Here is a 25,420-nt window from a genome sequence, read left to right on the forward strand (position 1 = left end):
TACCCGGTGCGGTGCGGGCTCAACCGTGGGCAATCGGCAACGCAGCGTTCATCCCGCCGTCGCGTGCTGTGTGAGCCGCGTCGCACCGCTGGGGCCTGCGCGCACAGTTCGTCATCTGACGTGCACCGACACGTCACAGCGGCGATGCCGACTAGCTCATCCACTAAGCCACGTTGGGGTTCATGAGCGTTGCTTCGGTCCTCATACCCAGCGAAAAGCCCACCGGCTCGCCGGCCGCACCCCGCTACTCCCTGTTGCTGTCCACCGACCCCGCCATGATCGAGGCCGCGCAGCGACTCCGGTACGACGTGTTCACCAGCACGCCGGGCTTCGCACTGCCGGCGGCCGACCCGGGTGGCCGGGACCTCGACCGGTTCGACGAGTTCTGTGACCACCTGCTGGTGCGCGACGACGACACCGGTGAGCTGGTCGGTTGCTACCGGATGCTGGCGCCCGCGGGGGCCATCGCGGCCGGCGGGCTCTACACCGCCACCGAGTTCGACATCCGCGCGCTCGACCCACTGCGGCCGTCGCTCGTGGAGATGGGACGCGCCGTGGTGCGCGAGGGGCATCGCAACGGCGGCGTCGTGCTGTTGATGTGGGCGGGCATCCTGGCCTATCTGGACCGCTACGGCTACGACCACGTGACCGGCTGCGTGTCGGTGCCCATCGGCGGCGAATCCGACGTGGCCCCCGGAAGCCAACTGCGCGGTGTCCGCGACTTCATCCTCAGCCGGCATGGGGCGCCACCGGAATATCGCGTGTACCCGTACCGGCCGGTGGTCGTCGACGGGAAGGGCATTGACGACATCGAGGCGCCGGCGCGCCCCTCGGTCCCCGCCTTGATGCGGGGTTACCTGCGGCTGGGCGCCCAGGTGTGCGGCGAACCGGCGCACGACCCGGACTTCGGCGTGGGCGATTTCTGCGTCCTGCTGGGCAAAGCGCACGCCGACACCCGATACCTGAAGCGACTCCGATCGGTCTCCGCGGCGTCGGAAATGGCGGGCGGCCGGCGATGAACGCGGGGCACTCGTGGCTTCCGCGCGCATCGTGCGATGCACGCTGTGTGGGTGCGAGCGCCGTGGTGACGTCGAGCCCGCTGCGCAGCGCGCTGCGGATGACCCTGCGCCTGTCGCTGGCGCTGCTGTTGGCGCCCGGACTGCCGCTGCTGGCGGTGCCGTTGCCGGGCCGCACCCGAGTGCAGCGCATCTATTGCCGGTTGGTGCTGCGTTGCCTGGGCGTGCGAATCACCGTGACGGGCAACCCGATTCGTAACCTGAGTGGGGTGCTGGTGGTGAGCCCGCACATGTCCTGGGTCGACGTCTTCGCGATCGGGTCGGTGCTGCCCGGATCGTTCGTCGCGCGCGCCGACATGTTCACCGGCCCGGCGACCGGGATCGTCGCGCGCTTCCTGAAGATCATCCCGATCGAGCGGTCCAGTCTGCGGCGCCTGCCCGGTGTTGTCGACGCCGTCGCCCGGCGGCTGCGGGCCGGCCAGACGGTGGTGGCCTTCCCCGAGGGCACCACCTGGTGTGGTCAGTCCGGCGACGATGCCGCCCGCGTAGCGGGCGGAGGTGGAGCCGGACCATCCCACAGAGGTCGTGGCGCCTTCTACCCGGCGATGTTTCAGGCCGCCATCGACGCCGGCCGCCCGGTGCAGCCGCTGCGGCTGACCTACCACCACGTCGACGGCAGCCCCTCGACGGTGCCGGCCTTCGTCGGCGACGAGACCCTGCTGAGCTCGATCCGCCGGCTGCTCGTCGTGCCGCGCACGCTGGCGCGGCTGCACGTCGAGTCTCTCCAGCTCCCGGGGACCGACCGGCGCGCCCTGGCCGGCCGGTGCCAATCCGCGGTGGGTGCAACAACCGCCCCGGGCGCTGGTCACGGGCACATGCTGGTGGCCTGAGCAAACCGGCGGGCCGGTATCGTGGGTCGCGTCATGGTCTACCTCGATCACGCCGCCACCACCCCGATGCACCCCGCCGCCGTCGAGGCGATGACGGCTGTGCTGGGCACGGTCGGCAACGCGTCGTCGCTGCACACCAGTGGCCGGGCGGCGCGGCGCCGCATCGAAGAATCCCGTGAGCTGATCGCCGACAGGCTGGGCGCGCGCCCCTCGGAGGTCATCTTCACCGCCGGCGGCACCGAGAGCGACAACCTGGCGGTCAAGGGCATCTACTGGGCACGCCGCGACGCCGAGCCACGCCGGCGGCGCATCATCACCAGCGAGGTCGAACACCACGCCGTGCTGGACTCGGTCAACTGGCTCGTCGAACACGAGGGAGCCGAGGTCACCTGGCTTCCCACCGCCGCCGACGGTTCGGTGTCGGCGACGGCGCTGCGCGAGGTGCTCTCGCGCCACAGCGACGTCGATGACGTGGCTCTCGTGTCGGTGATGTGGGCCAACAACGAGGTCGGCACGGTCATGCCCGCCGCCGAACTCGCCGCCGTCGCCGCCGAATTCGGCGTGCCGATGCACAGCGACGCCATTCAGGCGGTCGGGCAGTTGCCGGTCGACTTCGCCGCCAGCGGATTGTCGGCGATGAGCGTGGCCGCGCACAAATTCGGCGGACCGCCGGCCGTGGGTGCGCTGCTGCTGCGTCGCGACGTCGCCTGCGTGCCGCTGGCGCACGGCGGTGGGCAGGAGCGCGACATCCGTTCGGGCACCGCCGATGTCGCCGGTGCGGTCGGGATGGCGGCGGCCGCCCGGATCTCGGTCGACGGGCTCGAGGCCAACAGCGCCCGGCTGCGCGCGTTGCGCGACCGCCTGGTCGACGGCGTGCTGGGCGGCATAGAGGACGTCACACTCAACGGTGCCCGCGATCCGCAGCGCCTGCCCGGCAACGCGCATTTCACGTTCCGCGGCTGTGAGGGCGATGCGCTGTTGATGCTGTTGGACGCCAACGGAATCGAGTGCTCGACGGGGTCGGCGTGCACCGCCGGTGTCGCGCAGCCCTCGCACGTGCTGATCGCCATGGGCGCCGACGCGACCAGCGCTCGCGGGTCTCTGCGACTCTCGTTGGGCCACACCAGCGTTGACGCGGACGTAGACGCGGTGCTGCGGGTACTGCCCGGGGCGGTCGACCGCGCCCGTCGCGCCGCGCTGGCCGCCGCGGGGGCGTCCTAAGTGAAAGTGCTTGCTGCCATGAGCGGTGGCGTCGACTCGTCGGTCGCCGCCGCCCGGATGGTCGACGCCGGACATGACGTGGTCGGCGTGCACCTGGCGCTGTCCAGCGCGCCCGGCACGCTGCGCACCGGCTCGCGCGGGTGCTGCTCGAAGGAAGACGCCGCCGACGCGCGCCGCGTCGCCGATGTGCTCGGAATCCCGTTCTACGTCTGGGATTTCGCGGAAAGGTTCAAATCCGAAGTCATCGACGAATTCGTGTCGTCGTATGCGCGCGGCGAGACCCCCAACCCGTGCGTGGTCTGCAATCAGAAGATCAAGTTCTCGGCGCTGTCGGCGAAAGCCGTTGCACTCGGGTTCGACACGGTGGTCACCGGCCACTACGCCCGGCTGCAGGACGGCCGGCTGCGTCGCGCCGTCGATCACGACAAGGACCAGTCGTACGTGCTGGCCGTCCTGAGCGCCGAGCAGTTGCGCCACGCGGCGTTCCCGATCGGGGACACCCCCAAGCCGCAGATCCGGGCCGAAGCCGCCCGGCGCGGTCTGACGGTCGCCGAAAAGCCGGACAGTCACGACATCTGCTTCATCCCCTCGGGCAACACCCGCGCCTTCTTGGGCGAGCGCATCGGGGTGCGCCGCGGTGCGGTGGTCAATGCCGACGGAACCGTGCTCGCCGAGCATGACGGCGTGCACGGTTTCACTGTCGGACAGCGCAAGGGCCTCGGCATCGCCGGGCCGGGGCCCGACGGCGGCCCGCGCTACGTGACCTCGATCGACGCCGAGACCGGCACCGTGCACGTGGGCGAGGCAGCCGATCTCGAGATACGCGAAATGGTCGGCCGGACACCGGTTTTCACCTCGGGCGTCACGCCGTCCGGCCCGGTGGAGTGCGCGGTGCAGGTGCGCGCGCACGGGGAAACAGCAGACGCGGTAGCCGAACTGGTCGACGACGAGCTGGTCGTGCGGCTGCGCGCGCCGATGCGCGGCGTGGCCCGCGGCCAGACGCTGGTGCTGTATCGGCCCGATCCCGACGGGGACGAGGTGCTCGGCAGCGCCATCATCGCCGGCACCACCCGCTGATCCGGGCTATCGCGGCATGTTCGCGGAGATATTCGTCATCACGATGTCGGACACCGATTGCGCGAACCCGCAGAAGGTGACCTCCAGCATGGCCACCGACAGGATCCGGTAGTCGCGGCCGCACCCGCCGGGCCGCAGGTGCAGCGAGGTCGCGTCGGCGTTCCAGTCACCGACGTAGAGCTGCCCGCTCGAGCCGTTCGCACAGTCGCCGACGGTGCTCACCAGCGCGCCGAAGGCACGGCGGGCGGTGTCGGCGTCGCGATAGGCCGCCGCGCCCTCGGAGATCAACGCGCCATCGGGTGGGTCCTGAAACGTCGTCTTGTGGAAGGCCTCGAGGTCGCGCCCGAACGTCGCCGTCTCGGCGTAGACGAACCGGCACTCGCGCGGCGCGTTATCGGCCAGCGCGTCGATGTCCACCGGGCTGGTGCCGTCCATCGACGGGATGATGGTCAGATGCTCACCGTCGCCGGTGATCGCGCGCATCCGCGACTGGTCCAGCAGGATCGTGTCGACGTCGACGCCCTGCACCACCCTGCGGCCGGCGCCGGATCCCGCCACGGCCGCGCCGTCCACCACCCGCGAGCACGACGCCACCAGCGCCACCACCGCGCACAGCAGCGGTAGCCACGCGGATTTCGCCTTCTGCGACACGTCTTCGCACCCCTTTGGCGTTGAACCTACCCGCGCCGCCCCGCCGCACACAGACCCCTGCCAGCGGGCGGACGGTGCGACGTCGAATACGGTTGTCCGGTGAGTGTTTTCACCCATCCCTTCGCGAGCGCCAGCGGCGTCGGGTCGTGGCCCGGCGTCGCAGCGCGCCGAGCGGCCGAAGTCGTGGTGGGTGAGCTCGGGGGCGCGCTGGCGCACATCGTCGAGCTGCCCGCGCGCGGAGTCGGCGCCGACCTGATCGGCCGGGCCGGCGCGCTGCTGGTCGACGTGGCCATCGACACGGTGCCGCGCGGCTACCGGCTTGCCGCCCGGCCCGGGGCGGTCACCCGCCGCGCCATCAGCCTGCTCGACGAGGACATGGACGCGCTCGAAGAGGCATGGGAAGCGGCCGGCCTGCGCAGCGACGGCCGGGTGGTGAAGGTGCAGGCGCCGGGCCCGATCACCCTGGCGGCCGAGATCGAGTTGGGCAACGGCCATCGGGCGATCACCGACCCCGGGGCCCTACGCGACCTGGCGGCGTCGCTGGCCGAGGGCGTGTCGGCGCATCGCGCGGGGCTGGCCCGCCGGCTCGAGGCGGAAGTGGTTGTGCAGTTCGACGAGCCGTCGCTGCCCAAGGCCCTGGGCGGCGCGCTGAGCGGGGTGACCGCGCTGAACCCGGTGGCGCCGATCGACGAGGAGGTGGCCGCTGGGCTGCTGGACACCTGCGCCCGAACCGTGGGCGGCGAGGTGCTGCTGCACTGCTGCGCTCCCGGCCTGCCATGGGATCTCCTGCAGCGCAGCATGTTTCGGGCCGTCTCGGTCGACGCCAGCGCACTGAACGCGGCGGATCTGGACGGTGTCGCCGAGTTCGTGGAGTCCGGCCGCACCGTCGCGCTGGGGGTGGTCGCGGGCAACGCTCCGCCGCGTCGCCCGTCGGCGCGGGAGGTGGCCGCCGCGGTGGTCGCGGTGACCGATCGCCTCGGCTTCGCCCGTGCGGCGCTGCGCGACCGCATCGGTGTGTCGCCCGCGTGTGGTCTGGCCGGCGCGACGCCCGAGTGGGCGCGCACCGCGATCGAGCTCGCCCGCACAGCGGCCGAGATGTTCGCCGAGGATCCGGACGCCATCTGATTGCGTTCGGTGCGCCGAGATTGCCCCGATCGCTGTCACCCGGCCTCCTCGCGCAACCGCCACGGCAATCTCGCCGGGCCTACGAAGGGGAGTGCACGCGCCCGGTTTCGCGTCGGTGTCCTCGGATAGCCTGCCAAGGTGAGCGCAGCAGAAGCCGATTCGGTATCGCCCGAGGTTCGCCGGCAGTGGCAGGACCTGGCCGAAGAGGTTCGTGAACACCAGTTCCGCTACTACATCAAGGACGCGCCGATCATCTCGGACGCCGACTTCGACGCGATGTTCAACGAGCTTCTCGCGCTGGAGGAGCGTCATCCCGAACTCCGGGTGCCCGATTCGCCGACGCAGCTGGTCGGCGGGGCGGGTTTCGCCACCGAGTTCGCCGAGGCGGCGCACCTGGAGCGGATGCTGAGCCTCGACGATGTGTTCGATCGCGACGAGCTGGTGGCCTGGAGCAACCGCGTCGAGAACGAAGTCGGCAAGCAGCCGTACTACCTGTGCGAGCTCAAGATCGACGGGGTTGCCCTGGCGCTGGTGTACCGAGACGGCCGGCTGGAACGCGCCGCGACCCGGGGCGACGGCCGGGTCGGCGAGGACGTGACGCTCAACGCCCGCACCATCGACGACGTCCCGGAGCGGCTGTCCGCCAGCAAGGACTTCCCGATTCCCGCCCTGCTCGAGGTGCGCGGCGAGGCGTTCTTCCGGCTCTCCGATTTCGAGGCGCTCAACGCCAGCCTGGTCGAAGACGGCAAGCCGCCGTTCGCCAACCCCCGCAACAGCGCCGCGGGCTCGCTGCGCCAGAAGAACCCGGCCGTCACCGCCCGGCGCAAGCTGCGGATGATCTGCCACGGCATCGGCCGCACCGAGGGGTTCGCGCCGAAGACTCAGCACGAGGCCTACACCGCGCTGAGCGCGTGGGGGCTGCCGGTGGCCGAACAGACCGCGCGGGTGCGCGGCCTTGCCGCCATCGAGGAGCGGATCGGCTATTGGGGCGAGCACCGCTACGACCTCGAGCACGAAATCGACGGCGTGGTGGTCAAAGTCGACGACGTGGCGCTGCAGCGCCGGCTCGGCACCACTTCTCGCGCGCCGCGCTGGGCCGTCGCGTACAAGTACCCGCCCCAGGAGGCACAGACCAAGCTGCTCGACATTCGCGTCAACGTCGGACGCACCGGGCGCGTCACCCCGTTCGCGTTCATGACGCCGGTGACGGTGGCCGGGTCGACGGTGGGGCTGGCCACCCTGCACAACGCCGCCGAGGTGAAACGCAAGGGCGTGCTGATCGGCGACACGGTGATGATCCGCAAGGCCGGCGACGTGATCCCCGAGGTGCTCGGCCCCGTCGTCGACCTGCGCGACGGCTCCGAACGCGAATTCGTCATGCCCACCGCGTGTCCCGAGTGCGGCACCACGCTGGCGCCGGCCAAGGAGGGCGACGCCGACATCCGCTGCCCCAATGCCCGGTCGTGTCCGGCGCAGTTGCGGGAGCGGGTGTTTCACGTCGCCGGCCGCGGGGCGTTCGACATCGAGGGACTCGGCTACGAAGCCGCTACCGCGTTGCTGAAGGCCGGCGTGATCGCCGACGAGGGCGACCTTTTCACGCTCACCGAGGACGACCTGTTGCGCACCGAGCTGTTCCGGACGAAGGCAGGTGCCTTGTCCGCCAACGGCAGACGGCTGCTCGACAACCTGGACAAGGCCAAGAAGGTGGCGCTGTGGCGCGTCCTGGTGGCGCTGTCGATCCGGCACGTCGGGCCGACGGCCGCGCGTGCCCTGGCGACCGAGTTCGGCGATCTGGACTCGATCATGTCGGCGTCGACCGAGCGGCTGGCCGCGGTGGAAGGCGTCGGCCCGACGATCGCCGCCGCGCTCACCGAATGGTTCACCGTCGACTGGCACTGCGCGATCGTCGACAAGTGGCGAGCGGCCGGCGTGCGGATGGCCGACGAACGCGACACCAGTGTGCGGCGCACGCTGGAGGGGCTGACGGTGGTGGTCACCGGTTCGCTCGCCGGCTTCTCCCGCGACGACGCCAAGGAGGCGATCCTGACGCGTGGCGGCAAGGCGGCGGGCTCGGTGTCGAAGAAGACCGACTACGTGGTGGCCGGCGATTCGCCGGGGTCCAAGTACGACAAGGCGATCGAGCTGGGGGTGCCCGTCCTGGACGAGGACGGCTTCCGGAAGCTGCTGGCCGAAGGCCCGTCGGAAACCCCGGCGGAGTGAGGCGATGAGCGGCCGATACGGCGATTCCACCCGAAGCCTCAAAGCCGTTGATGTGCAAGCTGTTTCGGGGCAGCCGGTAGCGCCGCAGGCGGTGCTCGCCGCCACCTACCACCTGTCCGACGACGAGACGGGCGCGCTGGACAGCTACGGCCGCAGCTCCAATCCGACCTGGCGGCAACTGGAGTCGGCGCTCGCCGAGCTCGAGGGTGCCACGGGCGCGCGGGTGTTCGGCTCGGGCATGGCGGCCATCAGCGCCGTCTTGCGCGCGCTGGCGACGCCGGGGTCGACGGTGGTGGTGCCGGCCGACGGCTACTACCAGGTGCGCCGCTACGCCCGCGAAGACTTGGCGCCCGGGGGTGTGACGGTCATCGAGGCGTCCAGCTCGCAGATCTATGACGCCGCCGCAGAAGCCGACGTGGTGCTGGCCGAAACGCCCACCAACCCGGCGCTGGACGTGATCGATGTGCACCGGTTGGCCGCCATCTGCCGGGGCCGCAACGCGCGCTTGATCGTCGACAACACCGCCGCGACCCCGCTTGGGCAACAGCCGTTGTCGTTGGGTGCCGACGCGGTGGTGGCCAGCGCGACCAAGGCGTTGTCGGGTCACGGTGACCTGCTGGCCGGCTACGTCGCCACCAACGAGCCCGAGCTGCTCGCCGCGGTGGAGCGACACAGGCTGCTCGCGGGTGCGATCGTGGGCGGGTTCGAGGCATGGCTTCTGTTGCGCAGCATGGGAACTGCCGGATTGCGCTTCGAACGCCAATGCCAGAACGCCCGGGCTCTGGCGACCATGCTGGCCCGTCACCCGGCGGTGCGGGCGGTGCGCTACCCCGGATTGCCCGACGACCCGGCCCATTCGATAGCGATGGCGCAAATGCGCCGATTCGGGTCACTGGTCTCGATCGAATTGGCCGACGCGGCCGCGGTGCACGCGCTGGTGGACCGTAGCGAACTGTTGATCGCGTCCACCAGTTTCGGCGGCCTGCACACGTCGGTGGACCGCCGGGCGCGCTGGGGAGACCCGGTCGCCGACGGATTCGCGCGCATCTCGCTGGGCATCGAAGACACCGACGACCTGCTCGCCGACATCGAACGCGCGCTGATGGGCCTCCGCTGACGAAGTCACATTCGTCGCGTTCGACTGCGCCGAAATTGGTCCGCATCGCCTGAGCGGCTCTATCGTGGGCTCTATGACCCAGACGGCCGACCGGTGCGAGCAGGCATCGCCGTGGTCGCCGCGCGAGGCCGAGATATTGGCCGTGACCCTGGCGCTACTGCAGAAACACGGCTATGACCAGCTGACGGTGGACGCGGTGGCCAACGCCGCGCGCGCCAGCAAGGCCACGGTTTATCGCCGCTGGCCGTCCAAAGCCGAATTGGTGCTGGCCGCCTTCATCGAAGGTGTCCGTCAGGTGGCCGTGCCGCCGAACACCGGCACGCTGCGCGGCGACCTGCTGAGCCTCGGGGAGACCATCAGCCAGGAGTGTGGCCAGCACGCCGGCACGATCCGCGCGGTGATGGTCGAGGTGTCGCGGCACCCCGCGCTCAACGACGCCCTTCAGCACCAATTCCTCGATCAGCGCAAAGCCATGATCCAGCACGTGCTGCATCAGGCCGTCGACCGTGGCGAGATCACCGAGGACGTCATCACCGACGAACTCTGGGACCTACTGCCCGGATATCTCATCTTCCGGTCGATCATTCCCGGTCGCCCGCCGACGCGGGGAACCGTCAAAGCGTTCGTCGACGGGTTCCTGATTCCCGGCCTGACCAAGTCCGCCGGGTAACCACGCCACGTTTTCCGCCCGGACCGGAGAATATACGCGTGCGTCTCTTGTAGAGTACGGTCCCGTACCGTACTGTCATAGCTGTCGATCACGATCCCGGGTTGGCAGGTGGACTGTGATCCTCCTCGCCCGATCTTTGAAAGGCTCACGGGTGAAAGGCTTTTCGATCGCATCCCTGGTGAGGCGGGGGTGGATGGTGCTCGTCGCCGTGGTGGTCGTCGCGCTCGCGGGATTCGGAATCTATCGGCTGCACGGAATCTTCGGGTCGCACAACAACACGTCGGCCAACAGCGGCCTGGCAGGCGAGATCGTCCCGTTCAACCCCAAACACGTCGTGCTCGAGGTGTTCGGCGCCCCGGGGGCGACCGCCACCATCAACTACCTCGACGTCAACGCCCAGCCGCAGCAAGTCAAGGACGCGCCCTTGCCGTGGTCGTTCACCATCACCAGCACCGAGCCCGCGGTGATCGGCAACGTCGTCGCGCAGGGCAACGGCGACACCCTGGGCTGCCGCATCACCGTCAACGGTGAAGTAAAAGACCAACGCACCGTCAACAAAGTCGACGCCTACACCTTCTGTCTGGATAAGTCTGGATGACAAACGATCACCAGTCGCGGCCGTTCGTGCCGCGCACCATCCGCCGGCTCGCGCTGCCGATTCTGCTGTTCTGGATCGGGCTGGCCGCCATCACGAACATCGCCGTGCCGCAGCTGGAAGACGTGGGGAAGACCCACAACGTGGCGCTCAACTCGCCAGATGCGCCGTCGCTCAAGGCGATCAAGCGCATTGGTGAAAAGTTCGGCGAGTTCGACACCGACAGCTCCGCGATGATCGTGCTGGAGGGCGACAAGCCGCTGGGCGCGGACGCCCACCGCTTCTACGACGAGATGGTCCGCAGAATCGAGCAGGACCACAAACACGTCCAACATGTCCAGGATTACTGGGGCGACACCCTGACCGCGGCCGGATCGCAGAGCAGCGACGGCAAGGCCGCCTATGTTCAGGTGAACCTTGCAGGCAACCAAGGCTCGGCGTTGGCCAACGAGGGCGTCGGGGCCCTGCGCGACATCATCGACCGCATGAAGCCGCCGCCGGGTGTCAAGACCTATGTGACCGGCGCGGCGCCGCTGATCTCCGACCAGTTCGACGTCGGCAGCAAGGGCACCGCGAAGGTCACCGGGATCACCGTCGGGGTGATCGCACTCATGTTGTTCTTCGTCTACCGCTCGGTGCTCACCACGCTGCTGGTGCTCGCCACCGTGCTCATCGAAATGTCCGCGGCCCGAGGCCTTGTCGCGTTTCTGGGCAACGCGGGAGTGATCGGGCTGTCGACCTATGCCACGAATCTGCTGACCCTGTTGGTGATCGCGGCGGGAACGGACTACGCGATATTCTTCGTCGGCCGCTATCAGGAGGCGCGCGGCACCGGAGAGGATCGCGAAAGGGCCTTCTACACCATGTATCACGGCACGACGCACATCGTGCTGGGTTCCGGGCTCACCGTGGCCGGTGCGGTAGCCTGCCTGAGCTTCACCCGATTGCCGTACTTCCAAAGTCTCGGCGTCCCAGCCGCGTTGGGAATTCTCGTCGCGCTGTTCGCCGCGCTCACCCTGGGTCCGGCGATCCTCACTTTGGGCGCCATGGTGGGCATCTTCGACCCCAAGCGCACGATCCGAACGCGTGGCTGGCGGCGGATCGGCACCGCCATCGTCCGCTGGCCCGGCGCCGTGCTCGCGGCGGCGTGCGTGCTGGCCCTGATCGGTCTGATCGCCTTGCCCGGCTACAAGACGAGTTACGACACCCGGCCCTATATGCCGGCCAGCGCGCCGGCCAACATCGGTTACACCGCCGCCGAGAAGCATTTCTCCAGGGCGCGGCTGGAGCCCGAGCTGATGATGGTCGAAACCGATCACGACATGCGCAACCCGGAGAGCATGCTCGTCCTGGACAAGGTGGCCAAGGCGGTGTTCCACGTTCCCGGGGTCGCGCAGGTGCAGACCATCACCAGGCCGTTGGGCACCCCGCTCGTGCACAGCTCGCTCGCCTTCGTGGTCAGCAATTCCAGCGCGGCGCAGCAGCAAAACCTGACCTACCAACGTGATCGGGCCGACGACGCCCTCAAGCAGGCCAACGAACTGAACAAGACCATCAACATTTTGAAGCAGCAGTACGAGCTACAGCAGCAGCTCGCGGGCACCACCCACGACGAGACGCAAAGCTTTCACGACACGCTGGGCACCATTCAGGACCTGCGCGACAAGATCGCGAATTTCGACGACTTCTTCCGGCCGGTGCGCAGCTATTTCTATTGGGAGAAGCATTGTTACGACATCCCCGTCTGCTTTGCGTTCAGATCCCTGTTCGACGCGCTCGACGGTATCGATCAGCTCACCGAGAAATTCGAGAACCTGACGGCGTCCCTCGACAAGCTCGACGCACTGCAGCCGAAACTGACGGCGCTCATCCCGCCGCAGATCCAAAGCCAGCAGACCAACCGTGATTTGACTCTGGCGAATTACGCCACGCTGTCCGGCATTTACGCACAGACTGCCGCGGCGATCGACAACGCGACCGCGCTGGGGCGGGCCTTCGACGCGGCCAAGAACGACGACACCTTCTACCTGCCGCCCGAGGTCTTCAACAACCCCGACTTCAAACGCGGCCTGAAACTGTTCCTCTCGCCGGACGGCAAGGCCGCCCGCATGATCGTCACGCATGAAGGCGATCCCGCGACGCCCGAGGGTATTTCGCACATCGATCCGATCGCCAAGGCGGCGCATGAGGCGTTGAAGGGCACGCCCATGGCCGGTGCGGGAATCTATCTCGGCGGGACCGCCGCGACATACAAGGACATCCAAGACGGCGCCAAATACGACCTGATGATCGTGGCGTTCGCCGCGCTGAGCCTCATCCTGCTGATCATGATGATCATCACGCGCAGCCTGATCGCCGCGCTGGTCATCGTGGGCACGGTGGCCCTCTCGCTGGGGGCGTCCTTCGGTCTGTCGGTTCTGGTGTGGCAGTACATCTTCGGCGTCCAGCTGTACTGGGTCGTGCTCGCGTTGGCGGTGATCCTGTTGCTGGCGGTCGGATCCGACTACAACTTGCTGTTGATCTCCCGTTTCAAAGAGGAGATCCATGCCGGCCTCAACACCGGCATCATCCGGGCGATGGCCGGGTCCGGTTCCGTCGTCACCTCCGCCGGCATCGTTTTCGCCGTCACCATGTGTGCGTTCGTGTTCAGCGGTTTTCAGGTGCTCGGCCAGATCGGCACGACGATCGGCCTCGGCCTGCTGTTCGACACGCTGATCGTGCGCTCGTTCATGACGCCCTCTGTCGCAAGGCTTCTCGGGCGCTGGTTCTGGTGGCCGCAACGGGTGCGGCCTCGCCCGGCCAGCACCATGCTGCGCCCCTACGGCCCGCGCCCGGCGGTTCGGCAGCTTTTGCTGTGGGACGACGACGATCCGGTCGCGATGTCCGGATCGCACGCGCCCTCGCGCTAACGGAGCATGGTGGCGACGATCCCGGCGAGGTAGCCCAGCCGGGCGACCTCCGAGGGCCGGAATTCCGGGCCGGGGCGACCGAGCACCACCGCGGTGTGCGGGTCGCCCAACGGGGCCGCGACCATCGTCACGTCCATGTCGCGCCACGCCTTCGGCACCCACTCGGCGCTGCCGTCCAGAGTCACGGCCCGCTCCAGCGGCAGCCACGGGGCCGAGTCTGCCTTGGTCTCCGGGGCGCCCGGACTGCCCGCCAGGCGCTGCAGTTCGCCGCCCGAACTGCGCAACACCGTGCACCAACTGACGCGCAGCACCTTGGGCGCCTCGTTGGCGAGGACCTGCAGTCGGATTGCGTTGCCGTTGGCCGCCGCGACGTGGTCGAGCAGCTCGAGCTCGCGATGCGCTTCCAGCAGACCGGTGTGCGGGCGCACGCTGTCCACCCGGACACCGGACAGGGACTCGGCGGCGGTGATCAGCCGGTCCGGCATCGCCCCCGGCGGCAGTTCGATCACCAGGTCGTCGGTCGCGTAGCCCGCGCTGCGGTCCACGACATCGAGGGACAAGATGTCGGCCCCCACCGAACCGAGCGCTACCGCCAGCGACCCCAGGCTGCCTGGCCGGTCGACGAGCTCGATGCGCAACAGATAGGAGGGCACGGCCAACACTGTCGCACAGCCCTGTGTCTTCTGCCCGCCGAGCGTCACGCCAGCGTGACGGTGGTCGCCGAATGTCACACCAGCGTGGCGGACACGGCGGGCTAGGCTTTGCAGTCGTGTCCCAGATCTCCCGCGACGAGGTAGCGCACCTGGCCCGGCTGTCCCGGCTGGCGCTGACCGACAGCGAGCTCGACAGCTTCGCCGGCCAGCTTGACGCCATCCTGACCCACGTCAGCCAGGTGCAGGCGGTCGATGTCACCGGCGTCGAAGCGACCGACAACCCGCTGAAGGACGTCAACGTCACCCGGCCCGACGAGTCGGCGCCGTGTCTGACGCAGGCCGAAGCGCTGGCCGAGGCGCCCGCGGCTGTCGACGGCCGCTTCGCGGTCCCGCAGATCCTGGGAGACAGCGAGTGAACGAGATCATCGTCTCCGACGCCGCCACGCTGGCCACCCGGATCGCCGCCAAAGAGGTGTCGTCGGCCGAGGTCACCCAGGCGTGCCTGGACCAAATCCAGGCGACCGACGATCGCTACCACGCGTTCCTGCACGTGGCGGCCGACGCGGCGCTCGCGGCGGCAGCCGTCGTCGATAACGCGGTGGCCGCCGGGGAGCGGCTGCCGTCGCCGCTGGCCGGGGTCCCGCTGGCGCTCAAAGACGTCTTCACTACCGCCGACATGCCCACCACCTGCGGATCGAAGATCCTCGAGGGCTGGCGCTCCCCTTACGACGCCACCGTCACCTCGCGGTTGCGCGCCGCCGGAATCCCGATCCTCGGCAAGACCAACATGGACGAGTTCGCGATGGGCAGCTCGACCGAGAACTCCGCCTACGGCCCGACCCGCAATCCCTGGGACGTCGATCGGGTGCCCGGCGGCTCCGGCGGCGGCAGCGCCGCCGCGCTGGCCGCGTTCCAGGCACCGCTGGCGATCGGATCCGACACCGGAGGCTCCATTCGGCAGCCCGCCGCGCTCACCGCGACCGTCGGAGTCAAGCCCACCTACGGCACGGTGTCGCGCTACGGCCTGGTGGCGTGCGCGTCGTCACTGGATCAGGGCGGTCCGTGCGCACGCACCGTGCTGGACACCGCGTTGTTGCATCAGGTGATCGCCGGGCACGACAGCCGCGACTCGACGTCCGTCGACGCTGCGGTGCCCGACGTCGTCGGCGCCGCGAAGGCCGGCGCGGCCGGTGATCTCAAGGGCGTGCGGGTCGGTGTGGTCAAGCAGCTGCGCGGCGAGGGCTACCAGCCCGGCGTGCTCAGGGCTTTCGAGGCCGCCGTCGAGCAGCTGACCGCCCTGGGCGCCGAAGTGAGCGAGGTCGACTGCCCGCACTTCGAGTACGCACTGGCCGCCTACTACCTGATCCTGCCGTCGGAGGTGTCGAGCAACCTGGCCCGCTTCGACGCGATGCGCTACGGGCTGCGGGTCGGCGACGACGGCAGCCACAGCGCCGAGGAAGTGATGGCGATGACGCGGGCGGCCGGCTTCGGGCCGGAGGTCAAGCGGCGCATCATGATCGGCACCTACGCGCTGTCGGCCGGTTACTACGACGCCTATTACAACCAGGCGCAAAAGGTGCGCACCCTGATCGCCCGCGATCTCGACGAGGCCTACCGCGCGGTGGACGTTGTGGTGTCGCCCGCGACCCCGACGACGGCGTTCCGGCTGGGTGAGAAGGTCGACGATCCGCTGGCGATGTACCTGTTCGACCTGTGCACCCTGCCGCTCAATCTGGCGGGGCATTGCGGCATGTCGGTGCCGGCCGGTCTGTCGCCGGACGACGGCCTGCCGGTCGGCCTGCAGATCATGGCGCCCGCGCTGGCCGACGACCGGCTCTACCGGGTCGGCGCCGCCTACGAGGCGGCCCGCGGACCGCTGCCTTCGGCGCCCACCGTGGGGACTGTCGGCGGCTAATCGCGCCATTACGCCGCCACCCCAGGCAAGATGAGGGGATGCGGATCGGAGTGCTCACCGGGGGCGGCGACTGCCCCGGGCTCAACGCGGTCATCCGGGCAGTGGTGCGAACGTGCGACTCCCGATACGGCTCGTCGGTGGTCGGGTTTCAGGACGGCTGGCGCGGGCTGCTGGAGAACCGGCGCGTCCAGCTGCAGAACGACGACCGCAACGACCGCCTGCTGGCCAAGGGTGGAACCATGCTGGGCACCGCCCGCGTGAATCCCGACAAACTGCGGGCCGGGCTGAACCAGGTCAAGCAGACCCTCGACGACAACGGGATCGACGTCCTGATCCCGATCGGAGGGGAAGGCACGCTGACGGCCGCGCACTGGCTTTCGGAGGAGAACGTTCCCGTCGTCGGTGTGCCGAAGACCATCGACAACGACATCGATTGCACTGACGTGACTTTCGGTCACGACACCGCATTGACCGTCGCCACCGACGCCATCGACCGGCTGCACAGCACCGCCGAATCGCACCAGCGGGTGATGCTGGTCGAGGTGATGGGCCGCCACGCCGGCTGGATCGCACTGAACGCGGGCCTGGCTTCGGGCGCGCACATGACGTTGATACCCGAGCAGCCCTTCGATGTCGAAGAGGTCTGCCGGCTGGTCAAAAGGCGCTTCCAGCGCGGAGATTCGCACTTCATCTGCGTGGTCGCCGAGGGTGCAAAACCTATTCCCGGATCGATTGCGTTGCGGGAAGGCGGAATTGACGAATTCGGTCACGAAAAGTTCACCGGCGTGGCCGCCCAGCTCGGCGCCGAAGTGGAAAAGCGGATCAACAAAGACGTCCGGGTGACCGTGTTGGGACACGTCCAGCGGGGAGGCACCCCGACGGCCTACGACCGGGTGCTGGCCACCCGGTTCGGGGTGAACGCGGCCGACGCCGCGCATGCCGGGGAATACGGCCAAATGGTGTCGCTGCGCGGGCAGGACATCGGCCGGGTGGCCTTGGCGGACGCGGTGCGTCAGCTCAAGCTGGTGCCGGAAAGTCGCTACGACGACGCCGCCGCGTTCTTCGGTTAACCGTTGGGCGCGTGGCGAATAACGGTGTAACTGTGCGTTGAATTTGTCCGCCGATGAAGAACGTTTCGCGTTTGTCGCAGTTTGGTGGTTTCCGGACTGCTATTTCGGGGTTATACCGGGAGTATGAATAACCGCGGTTCGACTCGCGGATCAGTTCGGCAATCCGCGGCAGCGGCGGGGCCACCGGGCCCGCCGAACCACAAGCCGGGTGGGCACAAGTGGCAAATCGAGGGCGATCCCGCAGCGTCCACCGTGCCGCAGTCGCGCGGTCCGAACCAACAGAGGGACAGACCACCCGCAGAGCCGCCGCCCCGGCGGGTGCCGTCATCGCCACGTCCCGAACCGACGCTGGGTGCCACCGCGCTGGACCGCTTCGACATGCGCGACCCGGACGCCGAAGGGTTCAACTGGCGACAGCTGCTTCAGCGCATCACCGGCATCGAGCTCGGCCCGGGCAAAAACACGGCCTACGAAAACGAGCTGCGGCAACGTATCCGCGCGACCGTAGGCGGTGCCTTTCCCATCGCGGTGCTCAACCTCAAGGGCGGGGTCGGCAAAACGACGGTGGTGGAGGCGCTCGGGTCGACGTTCGCCGCCGTGCGCGACGACCGGGTGATCGCCCTCGACATCGACGCCGGAGACCTGGCGGAGCGCCACGGCCTTCGCAACCCGCACAGCCTGGCCGACCTGCTGCACGGCAGCCCGGCGGCACAGTACGAGGACATTCGCGCGCTGACGTACATGAACGGCTTTGGGCTGGAAGTGCTCGGGCTGCCCGACACCGACTGGCGCCTGGACCGCCGCGACATGCTGCGAGCCTTCTCGATGCTGCGCAACCAGTATTCGCTGGTGCTGGTCGACTGCGTCAAAACGCTCAATTCCGCTGTGATGGACGCGGTCTTACCTGAATCGCGAGCCTTGGTGGTGGTCACCAGCCCCGCCATCGATGCGGTACGCAAAACACGGGCGACACTGGAGTGGTTGTGCCACAACGGTTATCAATCCTTGATGCAGTGGACCGTGCTGGCCATCAATCACGTCGAGCCGGCGAAAGTGGACGGTGTGGCCGTCACGGAACTGGACCGACTGTCCGCCCGCGTCGGCGTCACGGTAGTGCTGCCATTCGATCGGCACGTGCACGATGGCCGAAAGATTGCGCTGGACCGGTTGAGCAAGGAGAGTCGTCGCTGTTATCTGGAGATGGCGGCGGTGCTGGCCGATATGTTCCCGGGCCGGTAGGGGCGGTTCGCGATCACCACGGTGTGGATCGGGTGGTGACCCGCTTCGCCCGGCTCCGCCGCGCTCGCGATCACCACGGTGTCGACCGGCGGTGACCCGCTTCGCCCGGCTCCGCCGCGCTCGCGATCACCACTAGGATCGGGCGCATGAGTGTTGCCGCCAGCGCCGATCTGATGGACTACGACGACGTCATCGCGCGTTTCGATCCGGTACTCGGCCTCGAGGTGCATGTGGAGCTGTCCACCGTCACCAAGATGTTCTGCGGCTGCACCACCGCTTTCGGCGCCGAACCCAACACCCAGGTATGCCCGGTGTGCCTCGGCCTGCCCGGCTCGCTTCCCGTGCTCAACCAGAACGCGGTCGAGTCGGCCATTCGCATCGGGTTGGCGCTGAACTGCGAGATCGTGCCGTGGTGTCGCTTCGCCCGGAAGAACTACTTCTATCCGGACCAGCCGAAGAACTACCAGATCTCGCAGTACGACGAGCCCATCGCCATCAACGGCTACCTGGAGGCCCCGCTGGAGAACGGCACCACCTGGCGGGTCGAGATCGAGCGCGCGCACATGGAGGAGGACACCGGCAAGCTCACCCACATCGGCAGTGAGACGGGCCGCATCCACGGCGCGACCACGTCGCTGATCGACTACAACCGCGCCGGCGTGCCATTGATCGAGATCGTCACCAAGCCCATCGAGGGCGCCGGGGCACGGGCGCCGCAGATCGCCCGCGCCTACGTGACGGCGTTGCGAGACCTGCTGCGCGCCTTGGATGTATCCGACGTCCGGATGGATCAGGGCTCAATGCGTTGTGACGCCAATGTGTCCTTGAAGCCGATCGGGACGACCGAGTTCGGTACCCGGACCGAGACCAAGAACGTCAACTCGCTGAAAAGCGTTGAGGTGGCGGTGCGCTACGAGATGCAACGCCAGGCCGCGGTTCTGGCGTCCGGTGGTCGAATCATCCAGGAAACACGGCACTTTCACGAGGCCGGGGGCTACACCAGCCCCGGCCGCACCAAGGAGACCGCCGAGGACTACCGGTATTTCCCCGAACCGGACCTGGAGCCCGTCGCGCCCAGCCGGGAACTGGTCGAGCGGCTGCGCCAGACCATTCCCGAACTGCCGTGGTTGAGCCGCAAACGCATTCAGGACGAGTGGGGCATCTCCGACGAGGTGATGCGCGACCTGGTCAATGCCGGGGCCATCGAGTTGGTTACCGCGACCATTGGGCACGGCGCGTCCAGCGAGCAAGCCCGCGCCTGGTGGGGAAACTTCTTGATGCAGAAGGCCAACGAGGCCAACGTGGCGCTGGATGAGCTGGCCATCACGCCCGCCCAGGTCGCCGCGGTGGTGGCGCTGGTCGACGACGGCAAGCTGTCCACGAAGCTGGCCCGCCAGGTGGTCGAGGGTGTCCTGGCCGGGGAGGGCGAGCCCGAAGAGGTGATGACCGCCCGCGGGCTGGCGTTGGTGCGCGACGACTCGGTGACCCAGGCCGCGGTGGACGAGGCGCTGGCCGCCAATCCCGATGTGGCAGAGAAGATCCGCGGCGGCAAGGTGGCCGCGGCCGGCGCGATCGTCGGCGCGGTGATGAAGGCCACCCGCGGCCAGGCCGACGCGGCGCGGGTGCGGGAACTGGTGTTGGCCGCCTGCGGCCAGGGCTAGCGGGCTGATCGTCCGCCATCACGACGCGCGAGCGGTCAGCTCTTGTCGTCGCTGTTGCGCGGGAATCCGCCGCCCTGCGGGAAGAGCGGGAACACGACGTCGTCCAGCTTCTCGGCGTCCCCGGCCGTCTTGTTAACCGTTGCGCCCCAAACGTTTCCATCAGGCGACATGCGCAGCGCCCAGGCGTGGGCGTGGGTGTCCTTTCGGACCACGTCGGGCTCCCCGGTGACCGCGCCGGTGGCCGGTGCCAGCCGGACAGCGACCGTCAGCTTGGTGTTGATCAAGTTGACCAACACGGTGCCGTCCATCGCCGCGCAGCCGGCCACGCCCGGCTTGTCCGGCCAGGTCCACACCGTGGAGACGTCCGACGTCTTGGTGATGCGCTGCAAGCGATCTGCGGTCGGGGTGCGGTCGGCGACGTACAGCGAGCCGTCGACCGGATCCGTGCACAGGCCGCCGCCGGAGCCCACCCCGGACAACGCCGTCGTCGGTGGCGCCTGGCCCACGGTGGTGGGCTGCTCGATTCGCAGCACCTTGCCCGCCAGCGATTTGGGGTCGGCGGCCAGCGCCGGGTTGCCCGCGTCGCCGGTCATCACGACCAGCGTGGTGGGGCTGGTGAAGATCAGCGCTCCGGTGTTTCCGGTGGCGCCCTTGGGGATTCCGGTCAGAATGTCCTTGGGGATGTCGCCATCGGCCACCCGGATGACCCGGTTGTCGCTCGGCGTGCTGATGTAGGCGTACATCAGGCGGTCCTGCTTGTAGGTGGGCGACATGACGATGTCCATCAAGCCGCCATCGCCGGAGCCGTCCACCGGGATCACCGTCTTCACCTTCGGCTCGGCGCTGACGGAAATCTCCTTGACCGCGCCGGTGGTGCGCTCGGCGACGAGCGCGGTTTTGCTGTCGGGCCCCATGATCAGGCCGCTGGTGCTCTCCAGGCAGCCCTGCATCACACCGGGGGCGGGACAGGCCTTGGGGAACGGTGTGGGCGGCAGCGGCGGCGGCGGGGGAGGCGTCGAGCTGGGCTGCGGCTTGAGCTCGGGGGCGGTGGTGAACGGTTGCGACTGGGCGTCGTTGAAGCGCGCGCACCCGCTCGTCACCAGCACGATGGCGCACAGCGCGGCGAACCCGCGCCGAACCGACCGCCTCGATCGCCCTAGTCGCATGACCGTCAGGCTACGGACAGTGCCAGCGGCGCCGCCACACACGTCCCTCTTGTCCGATGCCGAACGCTCGATCCGGTCGCGTCGCCACCCCGACCCGAAGCCGCCTTCGGTCGGACCGGCGATCGGCCGGGGGCGCCGGGACCGGTTTGCGGGCCCATTCGGGGCCCATCAGGACCGGTTTGGCGGGCAAACCGCCGATTGCCAGGCGAAAGCGCCGCTCAAATCCCCAATTCAGGGCCGAATGCCCTTACCCTGACACCCGTGACCAGTCAAGCGAATGACGCACATTGGCAAAGGCCCGGCGAATCCCCGGAGCCGACCCCGGGACGCCCCGCCTCGGCGCGGCTGGTCGATCCCGAAGATGACCTGACGCCAGTCGGCTACCCGGGCGACTTCAACCCGTCGACCGGGACCACCACCGTCATCCCCTACGGCGGCGCCGCCGCAGTCGCCGGCTCCGGCGCGGGGGGCTATCACCTGCTGGAACAGCAGGAGCCCTTGCCCTACGTCCAACCGCATTCGGCGGCCCGGCATGATTCCGGGTCCGTCGAGGTCGACGACGATGAACACCACGACCGGTGGCCCGATGTCGGCCGGCGTGGAACGCAGCATCTCGGCTTGCTGCTGCTGCGTGTCGGGCTGGGCGTGGTGCTCGGCGCCCACGGACTGCAGAAGCTGTTCGGCTGGTGGGGCGGCTCGGGCGTCGCGGGGTTCAAGAACTCGCTGTCCGATGTCGGCTACCAGCACGCCGACATCCTCGCCTACGTGAGCGCCGGCGGGGAGGCCGTGGCGGGAGCGCTGCTGATACTCGGCCTGTTCACCCCCATCGCGGCGGCCGGAGCGCTGGCGTTTTTGATCAACGGCCTACTGGCCAGCGTGTCGGCGCGGCCGCACTCGCGCACCTTCTCGTTCTTCCTGCCCGAGGGCCACGAATACCAGATCACCCTGATCGTCATGGCCGCCGCTGTCGTCCTGTGCGGTCCCGGCCGCTACGGCCTGGACGTGCGCCGCGGTTGGGCGCACCGCCCCTTCATCGGGTCCTTTGTCGCGCTGCTGGCCGGCGTCGCGGCGGGTGTCGGAGTGTGGGTGGCGCTCAACGGGGTGAATCCGATCGGCTGATCACCGGTAGGGGTTGGGCACCCGCCCCGCGCTGGCCTCGGTCAGCTCCGGCAGGGTGGAGAACGTGACCGCGGGCAGCCGCAGCTCGGCGCCGCTCTTGAGCCGCGCGCGTCCCCATGAACCGCGGTGAAAGCGCAGCCCGTCGATTTCGTCCCAGCGCACCTTCTGGCTGCCGAACAGCGTCCGAACGGTCACGCCCTGGTCGTCGGCGACGGTGCGTAACCGGACGATCAACGCCGACAGCAGCACCGGAATGAGCAGCAGCGGAAGCGACGGCGGCCACAGCAGCACCGGAATCAACAGCCCCAGGGTCAAGAATCCGACGGCCAGGTGCGCTATCGGCGACACCTTGATCACGACGGGCGCTGTCGACGGGGTTTGGGGAGACGAACCGGTGGCCACCCCACCATCATTTCATCCGCCACCGGGATTGATCCCGCGAAGCGCTCCGCCGCCAACCCAGCTGGTAAGCCGGGCGCCGGCGGTGACGGATTTGACTGCTGAGCTGTGCGAAGGCTACCGTCGGACGCTATGGATACCTCCGGAAAGCCCGGGATGCTCGTAGTAATTAGTCGGCGCGTTGGTGCCTGACTTGACCTTCAGCATCTGAAGCAATCCAGAACCAACGCGCAACCCTCGTGCAGCAGATGAGCTGTCGGGGGTTTTTTGTTGCCCCCAGCGAGACTTCCGGAATGAATGAGGACTGAACGACAGTGAGCGCTCCCATCAGGCAGCACGCCTCCGCGACACCGGACGCCGCGGACATCGCCACGGACGCGGCCCTGCCCGCCGCGAAGTCCGCGGCCGGCAAGCCGAAACGTATCGGGCCCGAGCAACTCACCGGCGCACAATCGGTGATCCGCTCGCTGGAGGAACTCGGCGTAGAGGTCATCTTCGGCATTCCCGGCGGCGCGGTGCTGCCGGTGTATGACCCGCTGTTCGACTCGAAGAAGTTGCGCCACGTGCTGGTCCGGCACGAGCAGGGCGCCGGACATGCCGCCAGCGGCTACGCGCATGCCACCGGCAAGGTCGGCGTCTGCATGGCGACGTCGGGACCCGGGGCCACCAACCTGGTGACCCCGCTGGCCGACGCCCAGATGGATTCGATTCCCGTCGTGGCCGTCACCGGCCAGGTCGGACGCTCGCTCATCGGCACCGACGCCTTCCAGGAAGCCGACATCTCGGGCATCACGATGCCGATCACCAAGCACAACTTCCTGGTCCGCTCGGGCAACGAGATCCCGCAGGTGCTCGCGGAGGCGTTTCACATCGCCTCCTCGGGCCGACCCGGCGCGGTGCTCGTCGACATCCCCAAAGACGTTCTGCAGGGCCAGTGCACGTTCAGCTGGCCGCCGCGGGTCAACCTGCCCGGATACAAGCCGACCACCAAACCGCACAGCCGGCAGATCCGTGAGGCCGCCAAGCTGATCGCGGCCGCCCGCAAGCCGGTGCTCTACGTGGGCGGCGGTGTCATCCGCGGTGAGGCGACCGAGCAACTCTACGAACTGGCCGAGCTGACCGGCATCCCCGTGGTGACCACGCTGATGGCGCGCGGGGCGTTCCCGGACAGCCACCCGCAGCACATGGGCATGCCCGGCATGCACGGCACCGTCGCCGCGGTGGCGGCGCTGCAGCGCAGCGACCTGCTGATCGCGCTGGGAACCCGCTTCGATGACCGGGTGACCGGCAAGCTGGACACATTCGCCCCCGAAGCCAAGGTCATTCACGCCGACATCGACCCGGCCGAGATCGGTAAGAACCGCCACGCCGACGTCCCGATCGTCGGCGACGTCAAGGCCGTCATCGCCGAGCTGCTCGAGTTGCTGCGCCAGGACGGGATTCCCGGCAAGCTCGACATGACCGAGTGGTGGGCCTACCTGAACGAAGTTCAGTCCACCTATCCGCTGAGCTACGACCCGCAGAGCGACGGCAGCCTGGGCCCGGAGTACGTCATCGAAAAGCTCGGTCAGTTGGCCGGTCCAGACGCCCTGTACGTCGCGGGCGTCGGCCAGCACCAGATGTGGGCGGCCCAATTCATTTCGTACGAGAAGCCGCGCACCTGGCTCAACTCCGGCGGGCTTGGCACGATGGGGTTTGCGATTCCGGCGGCCATGGGCGCCAAGATGGCCCGCCCGGACGCCGAGGTGTGGGCGATCGACGGCGACGGCTGCTTCCAGATGACCAACCAGGAGCTGGCCACCTGCGCGGTCGAGGGCATCCCGATCAAGGTGGCGCTGATCAATAACGGCAACTTGGGCATGGTGCGCCAGTGGCAGACCCTGTTCTACGACGAGCGTTACTCGCAGACCGACCTGGCCACGCACTCGCATCGCATCCCCGATTTCGTGAAGCTCGCGGAGGCGCTCGGCTGCGTCGGAATGCGTTGCGAGCGTGCGGAAGACGTCGAAGACGTGATCAATGCGGCGCGCGCGATCAACGATCGCCCGGTGGTGATCGACTTCATCGTCGGCGCCGACGCGCAGGTGTGGCCGATGGTGGCCGCCGGCACCAGCAATGACGAGATCCAGGCGGCGCGCGGAATCCGCCCGCTGTTCGACGACGAGAGCGAAGGCCACGCCTGATGAACACCCATACCCTGTCGGTGCTGGTCGAGGACACGCCCGGCGTGCTCGCCCGGGTGGCGGCGCTGTTCTCGCGGCGCGGGTTCAACATTGAATCGCTGGCCGTCGGTGCCACCGAGCAGAAGGACATGTCGCGGATGACGATCGTGGTCTCCGCCGAGGAGACCCCGCTCGAACAGATCACCAAGCAGCTCAACAAGCTGATCAACGTCATCAAGATTGTCGAACTGGACGACGACAACTCGGTGTCGCGGGAATTGGCGATGATCAAGGTGCGCGCCGACGCCGGTACCCGCAGTCAGGTGATCGAAGCGGTGAACCTGTTCCGCGCCAAGGTGATTGACGTTTCCACCGAAGCGCTGACGATCGAGGCGACGGGTGACCGCGGCAAGATCGAGGCGCTGCTGCGGATCCTGGAACCCTTCGGGATTCGCGAGATAGTCCAATCGGGAGTGGTGTCGTTGTCCCGCGGTCCGCGCGGCATCGCCACGGCCAAGTAACACACGAGGAGATATTCAACAGTG

The 25,420-nt window shown here is 68.5% G+C and carries 22 protein-coding genes; 18 read left to right on the plus strand and 4 right to left on the minus strand.

The annotated features are described in order from the left end of the window. Nucleotides 1-182 precede the first annotated feature (182 nt). Genes AC5Y4T_RS01695 through mnmA form a run of 4 tightly spaced genes read left to right on the plus strand, consistent with a single transcriptional unit; the run spans nt 183 to nt 4,204 of the window. Entirely contained in the window at nt 183-1,019 is an 837-nt protein-coding gene (locus AC5Y4T_RS01695) for a GNAT family N-acetyltransferase (RefSeq protein WP_499948409.1), read from the plus strand. Further along, entirely contained in the window at nt 1,016-1,906 is an 891-nt protein-coding gene (locus AC5Y4T_RS01700) for a lysophospholipid acyltransferase family protein (RefSeq protein WP_499948408.1), read from the plus strand. Before AC5Y4T_RS01695 ends, AC5Y4T_RS01700 begins: the two co-directional genes overlap by 4 nt. A gap of 33 nt (nt 1,907-1,939) precedes the next feature. Next, on the plus strand, nt 1,940-3,127 hold the full coding sequence (locus AC5Y4T_RS01705; protein WP_499948407.1) for a cysteine desulfurase family protein: 1,188 nt from the start codon (nt 1,940-1,942) through the stop codon (nt 3,125-3,127). After that, nucleotides 3,128-4,204, plus strand: coding sequence for a tRNA 2-thiouridine(34) synthase MnmA (mnmA, locus tag AC5Y4T_RS01710; RefSeq protein WP_499948405.1), 1,077 nt, complete (start codon nt 3,128-3,130; stop codon nt 4,202-4,204). It begins immediately after the preceding gene. Between the two features lie 6 nt (nt 4,205-4,210). On the opposite strand, the gene AC5Y4T_RS01715 is transcribed toward mnmA, so the two are convergent. Next, entirely contained in the window at nt 4,211-4,855 is a 645-nt protein-coding gene (locus AC5Y4T_RS01715) for a sensor domain-containing protein (RefSeq protein WP_499951704.1), read from the minus strand. A 99-nt stretch (nt 4,856-4,954) separates the two neighbouring features. Here AC5Y4T_RS01715 and AC5Y4T_RS01720 point away from each other — a divergent pair, with 99 nt between their 5' ends. From AC5Y4T_RS01720 to AC5Y4T_RS01745, 6 genes are all read left to right on the plus strand, one after another. After that, complete coding sequence (locus AC5Y4T_RS01720) at nt 4,955-5,980, plus strand: uroporphyrinogen decarboxylase/cobalamine-independent methonine synthase family protein (protein ID WP_499951705.1); 1,026 nt, start codon at nt 4,955-4,957, stop codon at nt 5,978-5,980. A gap of 138 nt (nt 5,981-6,118) precedes the next feature. Next, nucleotides 6,119-8,200: an NAD-dependent DNA ligase LigA gene (gene ligA, locus AC5Y4T_RS01725; RefSeq protein ID WP_499951706.1), complete on the plus strand. Its 2,082-nt coding sequence runs from the start codon at nt 6,119-6,121 to the stop codon at nt 8,198-8,200. Between the two features lie 4 nt (nt 8,201-8,204). Continuing rightward, nucleotides 8,205-9,317 (plus strand): cystathionine gamma-lyase, encoded by a 1,113-nt coding sequence (locus AC5Y4T_RS01730; RefSeq protein WP_499951707.1) that lies wholly within the window; start codon nt 8,205-8,207, stop codon nt 9,315-9,317. 61 nt (nt 9,318-9,378) lie between these two features. Continuing rightward, entirely contained in the window at nt 9,379-9,987 is a 609-nt protein-coding gene (locus AC5Y4T_RS01735) for a TetR/AcrR family transcriptional regulator (protein ID WP_499951996.1), read from the plus strand. Nucleotides 9,988-10,138: 151 nt separating this feature from the next. Further along, the gene (locus AC5Y4T_RS01740) at nt 10,139-10,585 is read left to right on the plus strand and encodes an MmpS family transport accessory protein (protein ID WP_499920147.1); all 447 of its coding nucleotides are present in this window, start codon (nt 10,139-10,141) and stop codon (nt 10,583-10,585) included. Beyond that, on the plus strand, nt 10,582-13,491 hold the full coding sequence (locus AC5Y4T_RS01745) for an MMPL/RND family transporter (protein WP_499951708.1): 2,910 nt from the start codon (nt 10,582-10,584) through the stop codon (nt 13,489-13,491). The genes AC5Y4T_RS01740 and AC5Y4T_RS01745 overlap by 4 nt, the downstream gene beginning before the upstream one ends. Here the strand turns inward: AC5Y4T_RS01745 and AC5Y4T_RS01750 are convergent. Next, nucleotides 13,488-14,144, minus strand: coding sequence for an ACT domain-containing protein (locus AC5Y4T_RS01750; protein WP_499920149.1), 657 nt, complete (start codon nt 14,142-14,144; stop codon nt 13,488-13,490). The genes AC5Y4T_RS01745 and AC5Y4T_RS01750 overlap by 4 nt on opposite strands. A 116-nt stretch (nt 14,145-14,260) precedes the next feature. Here AC5Y4T_RS01750 and gatC point away from each other — a divergent pair, with 116 nt between their 5' ends. The 5 genes from gatC (at nt 14,261) to gatB (ending at nt 20,029) form a co-directional block, all read left to right on the plus strand. Beyond that, the gene (gatC, locus tag AC5Y4T_RS01755) at nt 14,261-14,560 is read left to right on the plus strand and encodes an Asp-tRNA(Asn)/Glu-tRNA(Gln) amidotransferase subunit GatC (protein WP_499920150.1); all 300 of its coding nucleotides are present in this window, start codon (nt 14,261-14,263) and stop codon (nt 14,558-14,560) included. Then, on the plus strand, nt 14,557-16,059 hold the full coding sequence (gene gatA / locus AC5Y4T_RS01760; RefSeq protein ID WP_499948400.1) for an Asp-tRNA(Asn)/Glu-tRNA(Gln) amidotransferase subunit GatA: 1,503 nt from the start codon (nt 14,557-14,559) through the stop codon (nt 16,057-16,059). Before gatC ends, gatA begins: the two co-directional genes overlap by 4 nt. A 38-nt stretch (nt 16,060-16,097) precedes the next feature. Then, a complete protein-coding gene (locus AC5Y4T_RS01765) occupies nt 16,098-17,129 on the plus strand; it encodes an ATP-dependent 6-phosphofructokinase (protein ID WP_067355742.1) in 1,032 nt (343 codons plus the stop codon). Nucleotides 17,130-17,447: 318 nt separating this feature from the next. Then, on the plus strand, nt 17,448-18,368 hold the full coding sequence (locus tag AC5Y4T_RS01770) for a MinD/ParA family ATP-binding protein (protein WP_499951709.1): 921 nt from the start codon (nt 17,448-17,450) through the stop codon (nt 18,366-18,368). A gap of 146 nt (nt 18,369-18,514) precedes the next feature. Next, the gene (gene gatB / locus AC5Y4T_RS01775; protein WP_499951710.1) at nt 18,515-20,029 is read left to right on the plus strand and encodes an Asp-tRNA(Asn)/Glu-tRNA(Gln) amidotransferase subunit GatB; all 1,515 of its coding nucleotides are present in this window, start codon (nt 18,515-18,517) and stop codon (nt 20,027-20,029) included. A 35-nt stretch (nt 20,030-20,064) separates the two neighbouring features. On the opposite strand, the gene AC5Y4T_RS01780 is transcribed toward gatB, so the two are convergent. Beyond that, entirely contained in the window at nt 20,065-21,195 is a 1,131-nt protein-coding gene (locus tag AC5Y4T_RS01780) for a PQQ-dependent sugar dehydrogenase (protein ID WP_499951712.1), read from the minus strand. Nucleotides 21,196-21,456: 261 nt separating this feature from the next. Here AC5Y4T_RS01780 and AC5Y4T_RS01785 point away from each other — a divergent pair, with 261 nt between their 5' ends. Then, nucleotides 21,457-22,314 carry a DoxX family protein gene (locus tag AC5Y4T_RS01785; protein WP_499920155.1) on the plus strand — a complete coding sequence of 286 codons (858 nt, stop codon included), beginning with the start codon at nt 21,457-21,459 and terminating at the stop codon, nt 22,312-22,314. Here AC5Y4T_RS01785 and AC5Y4T_RS01790 read toward each other — a convergent pair whose 3' ends face one another. Further along, nucleotides 22,315-22,671 carry a PH domain-containing protein gene (locus tag AC5Y4T_RS01790; RefSeq protein ID WP_499920233.1) on the minus strand — a complete coding sequence of 119 codons (357 nt, stop codon included), beginning with the start codon at nt 22,669-22,671 and terminating at the stop codon, nt 22,315-22,317. It lies immediately after the preceding gene. Nucleotides 22,672-23,027: 356 nt separating this feature from the next. Here AC5Y4T_RS01790 and AC5Y4T_RS01795 point away from each other — a divergent pair, with 356 nt between their 5' ends. After that, nucleotides 23,028-24,896, plus strand: a complete 1,869-nt coding sequence (locus tag AC5Y4T_RS01795) for an acetolactate synthase large subunit (RefSeq protein ID WP_499948392.1) — start codon at nt 23,028-23,030, stop codon at nt 24,894-24,896. Continuing rightward, nucleotides 24,896-25,396, plus strand: coding sequence for an acetolactate synthase small subunit (gene ilvN / locus AC5Y4T_RS01800; protein ID WP_499920157.1), 501 nt, complete (start codon nt 24,896-24,898; stop codon nt 25,394-25,396). Before AC5Y4T_RS01795 ends, ilvN begins: the two co-directional genes overlap by 1 nt. Nucleotides 25,397-25,420: the final 24 nt, after the last annotated feature.

Source organism: Mycobacterium sp. NGS11, from assembly GCF_059813315.1.

Bases quoted from the DNA above. Each gene is read 5' to 3' on its own strand.
- AC5Y4T_RS01745 (WP_499951708.1), top strand. From the start codon at position 10,582: ATGACAAACGATCACCAGTCGCGGCCGTTCGTGCCGCGCACCATCCGC.
- AC5Y4T_RS01695 (WP_499948409.1), top strand. From the start codon at position 183: ATGAGCGTTGCTTCGGTCCTCATACCCAGCGAAAAGCCCACCGGCTCG.
- AC5Y4T_RS01780 (WP_499951712.1), bottom strand. From the start codon at position 21,195: ATGCGACTAGGGCGATCGAGGCGGTCGGTTCGGCGCGGGTTCGCCGCG.
- gatB (WP_499951710.1), top strand. From the start codon at position 18,515: ATGAGTGTTGCCGCCAGCGCCGATCTGATGGACTACGACGACGTCATC.
- AC5Y4T_RS01705 (WP_499948407.1), top strand. From the start codon at position 1,940: ATGGTCTACCTCGATCACGCCGCCACCACCCCGATGCACCCCGCCGCC.
- ilvN (WP_499920157.1), top strand. From the start codon at position 24,896: ATGAACACCCATACCCTGTCGGTGCTGGTCGAGGACACGCCCGGCGTG.
- AC5Y4T_RS01730 (WP_499951707.1), top strand. From the start codon at position 8,205: ATGAGCGGCCGATACGGCGATTCCACCCGAAGCCTCAAAGCCGTTGAT.
- AC5Y4T_RS01765 (WP_067355742.1), top strand. From the start codon at position 16,098: ATGCGGATCGGAGTGCTCACCGGGGGCGGCGACTGCCCCGGGCTCAAC.
- AC5Y4T_RS01700 (WP_499948408.1), top strand. From the start codon at position 1,016: ATGAACGCGGGGCACTCGTGGCTTCCGCGCGCATCGTGCGATGCACGC.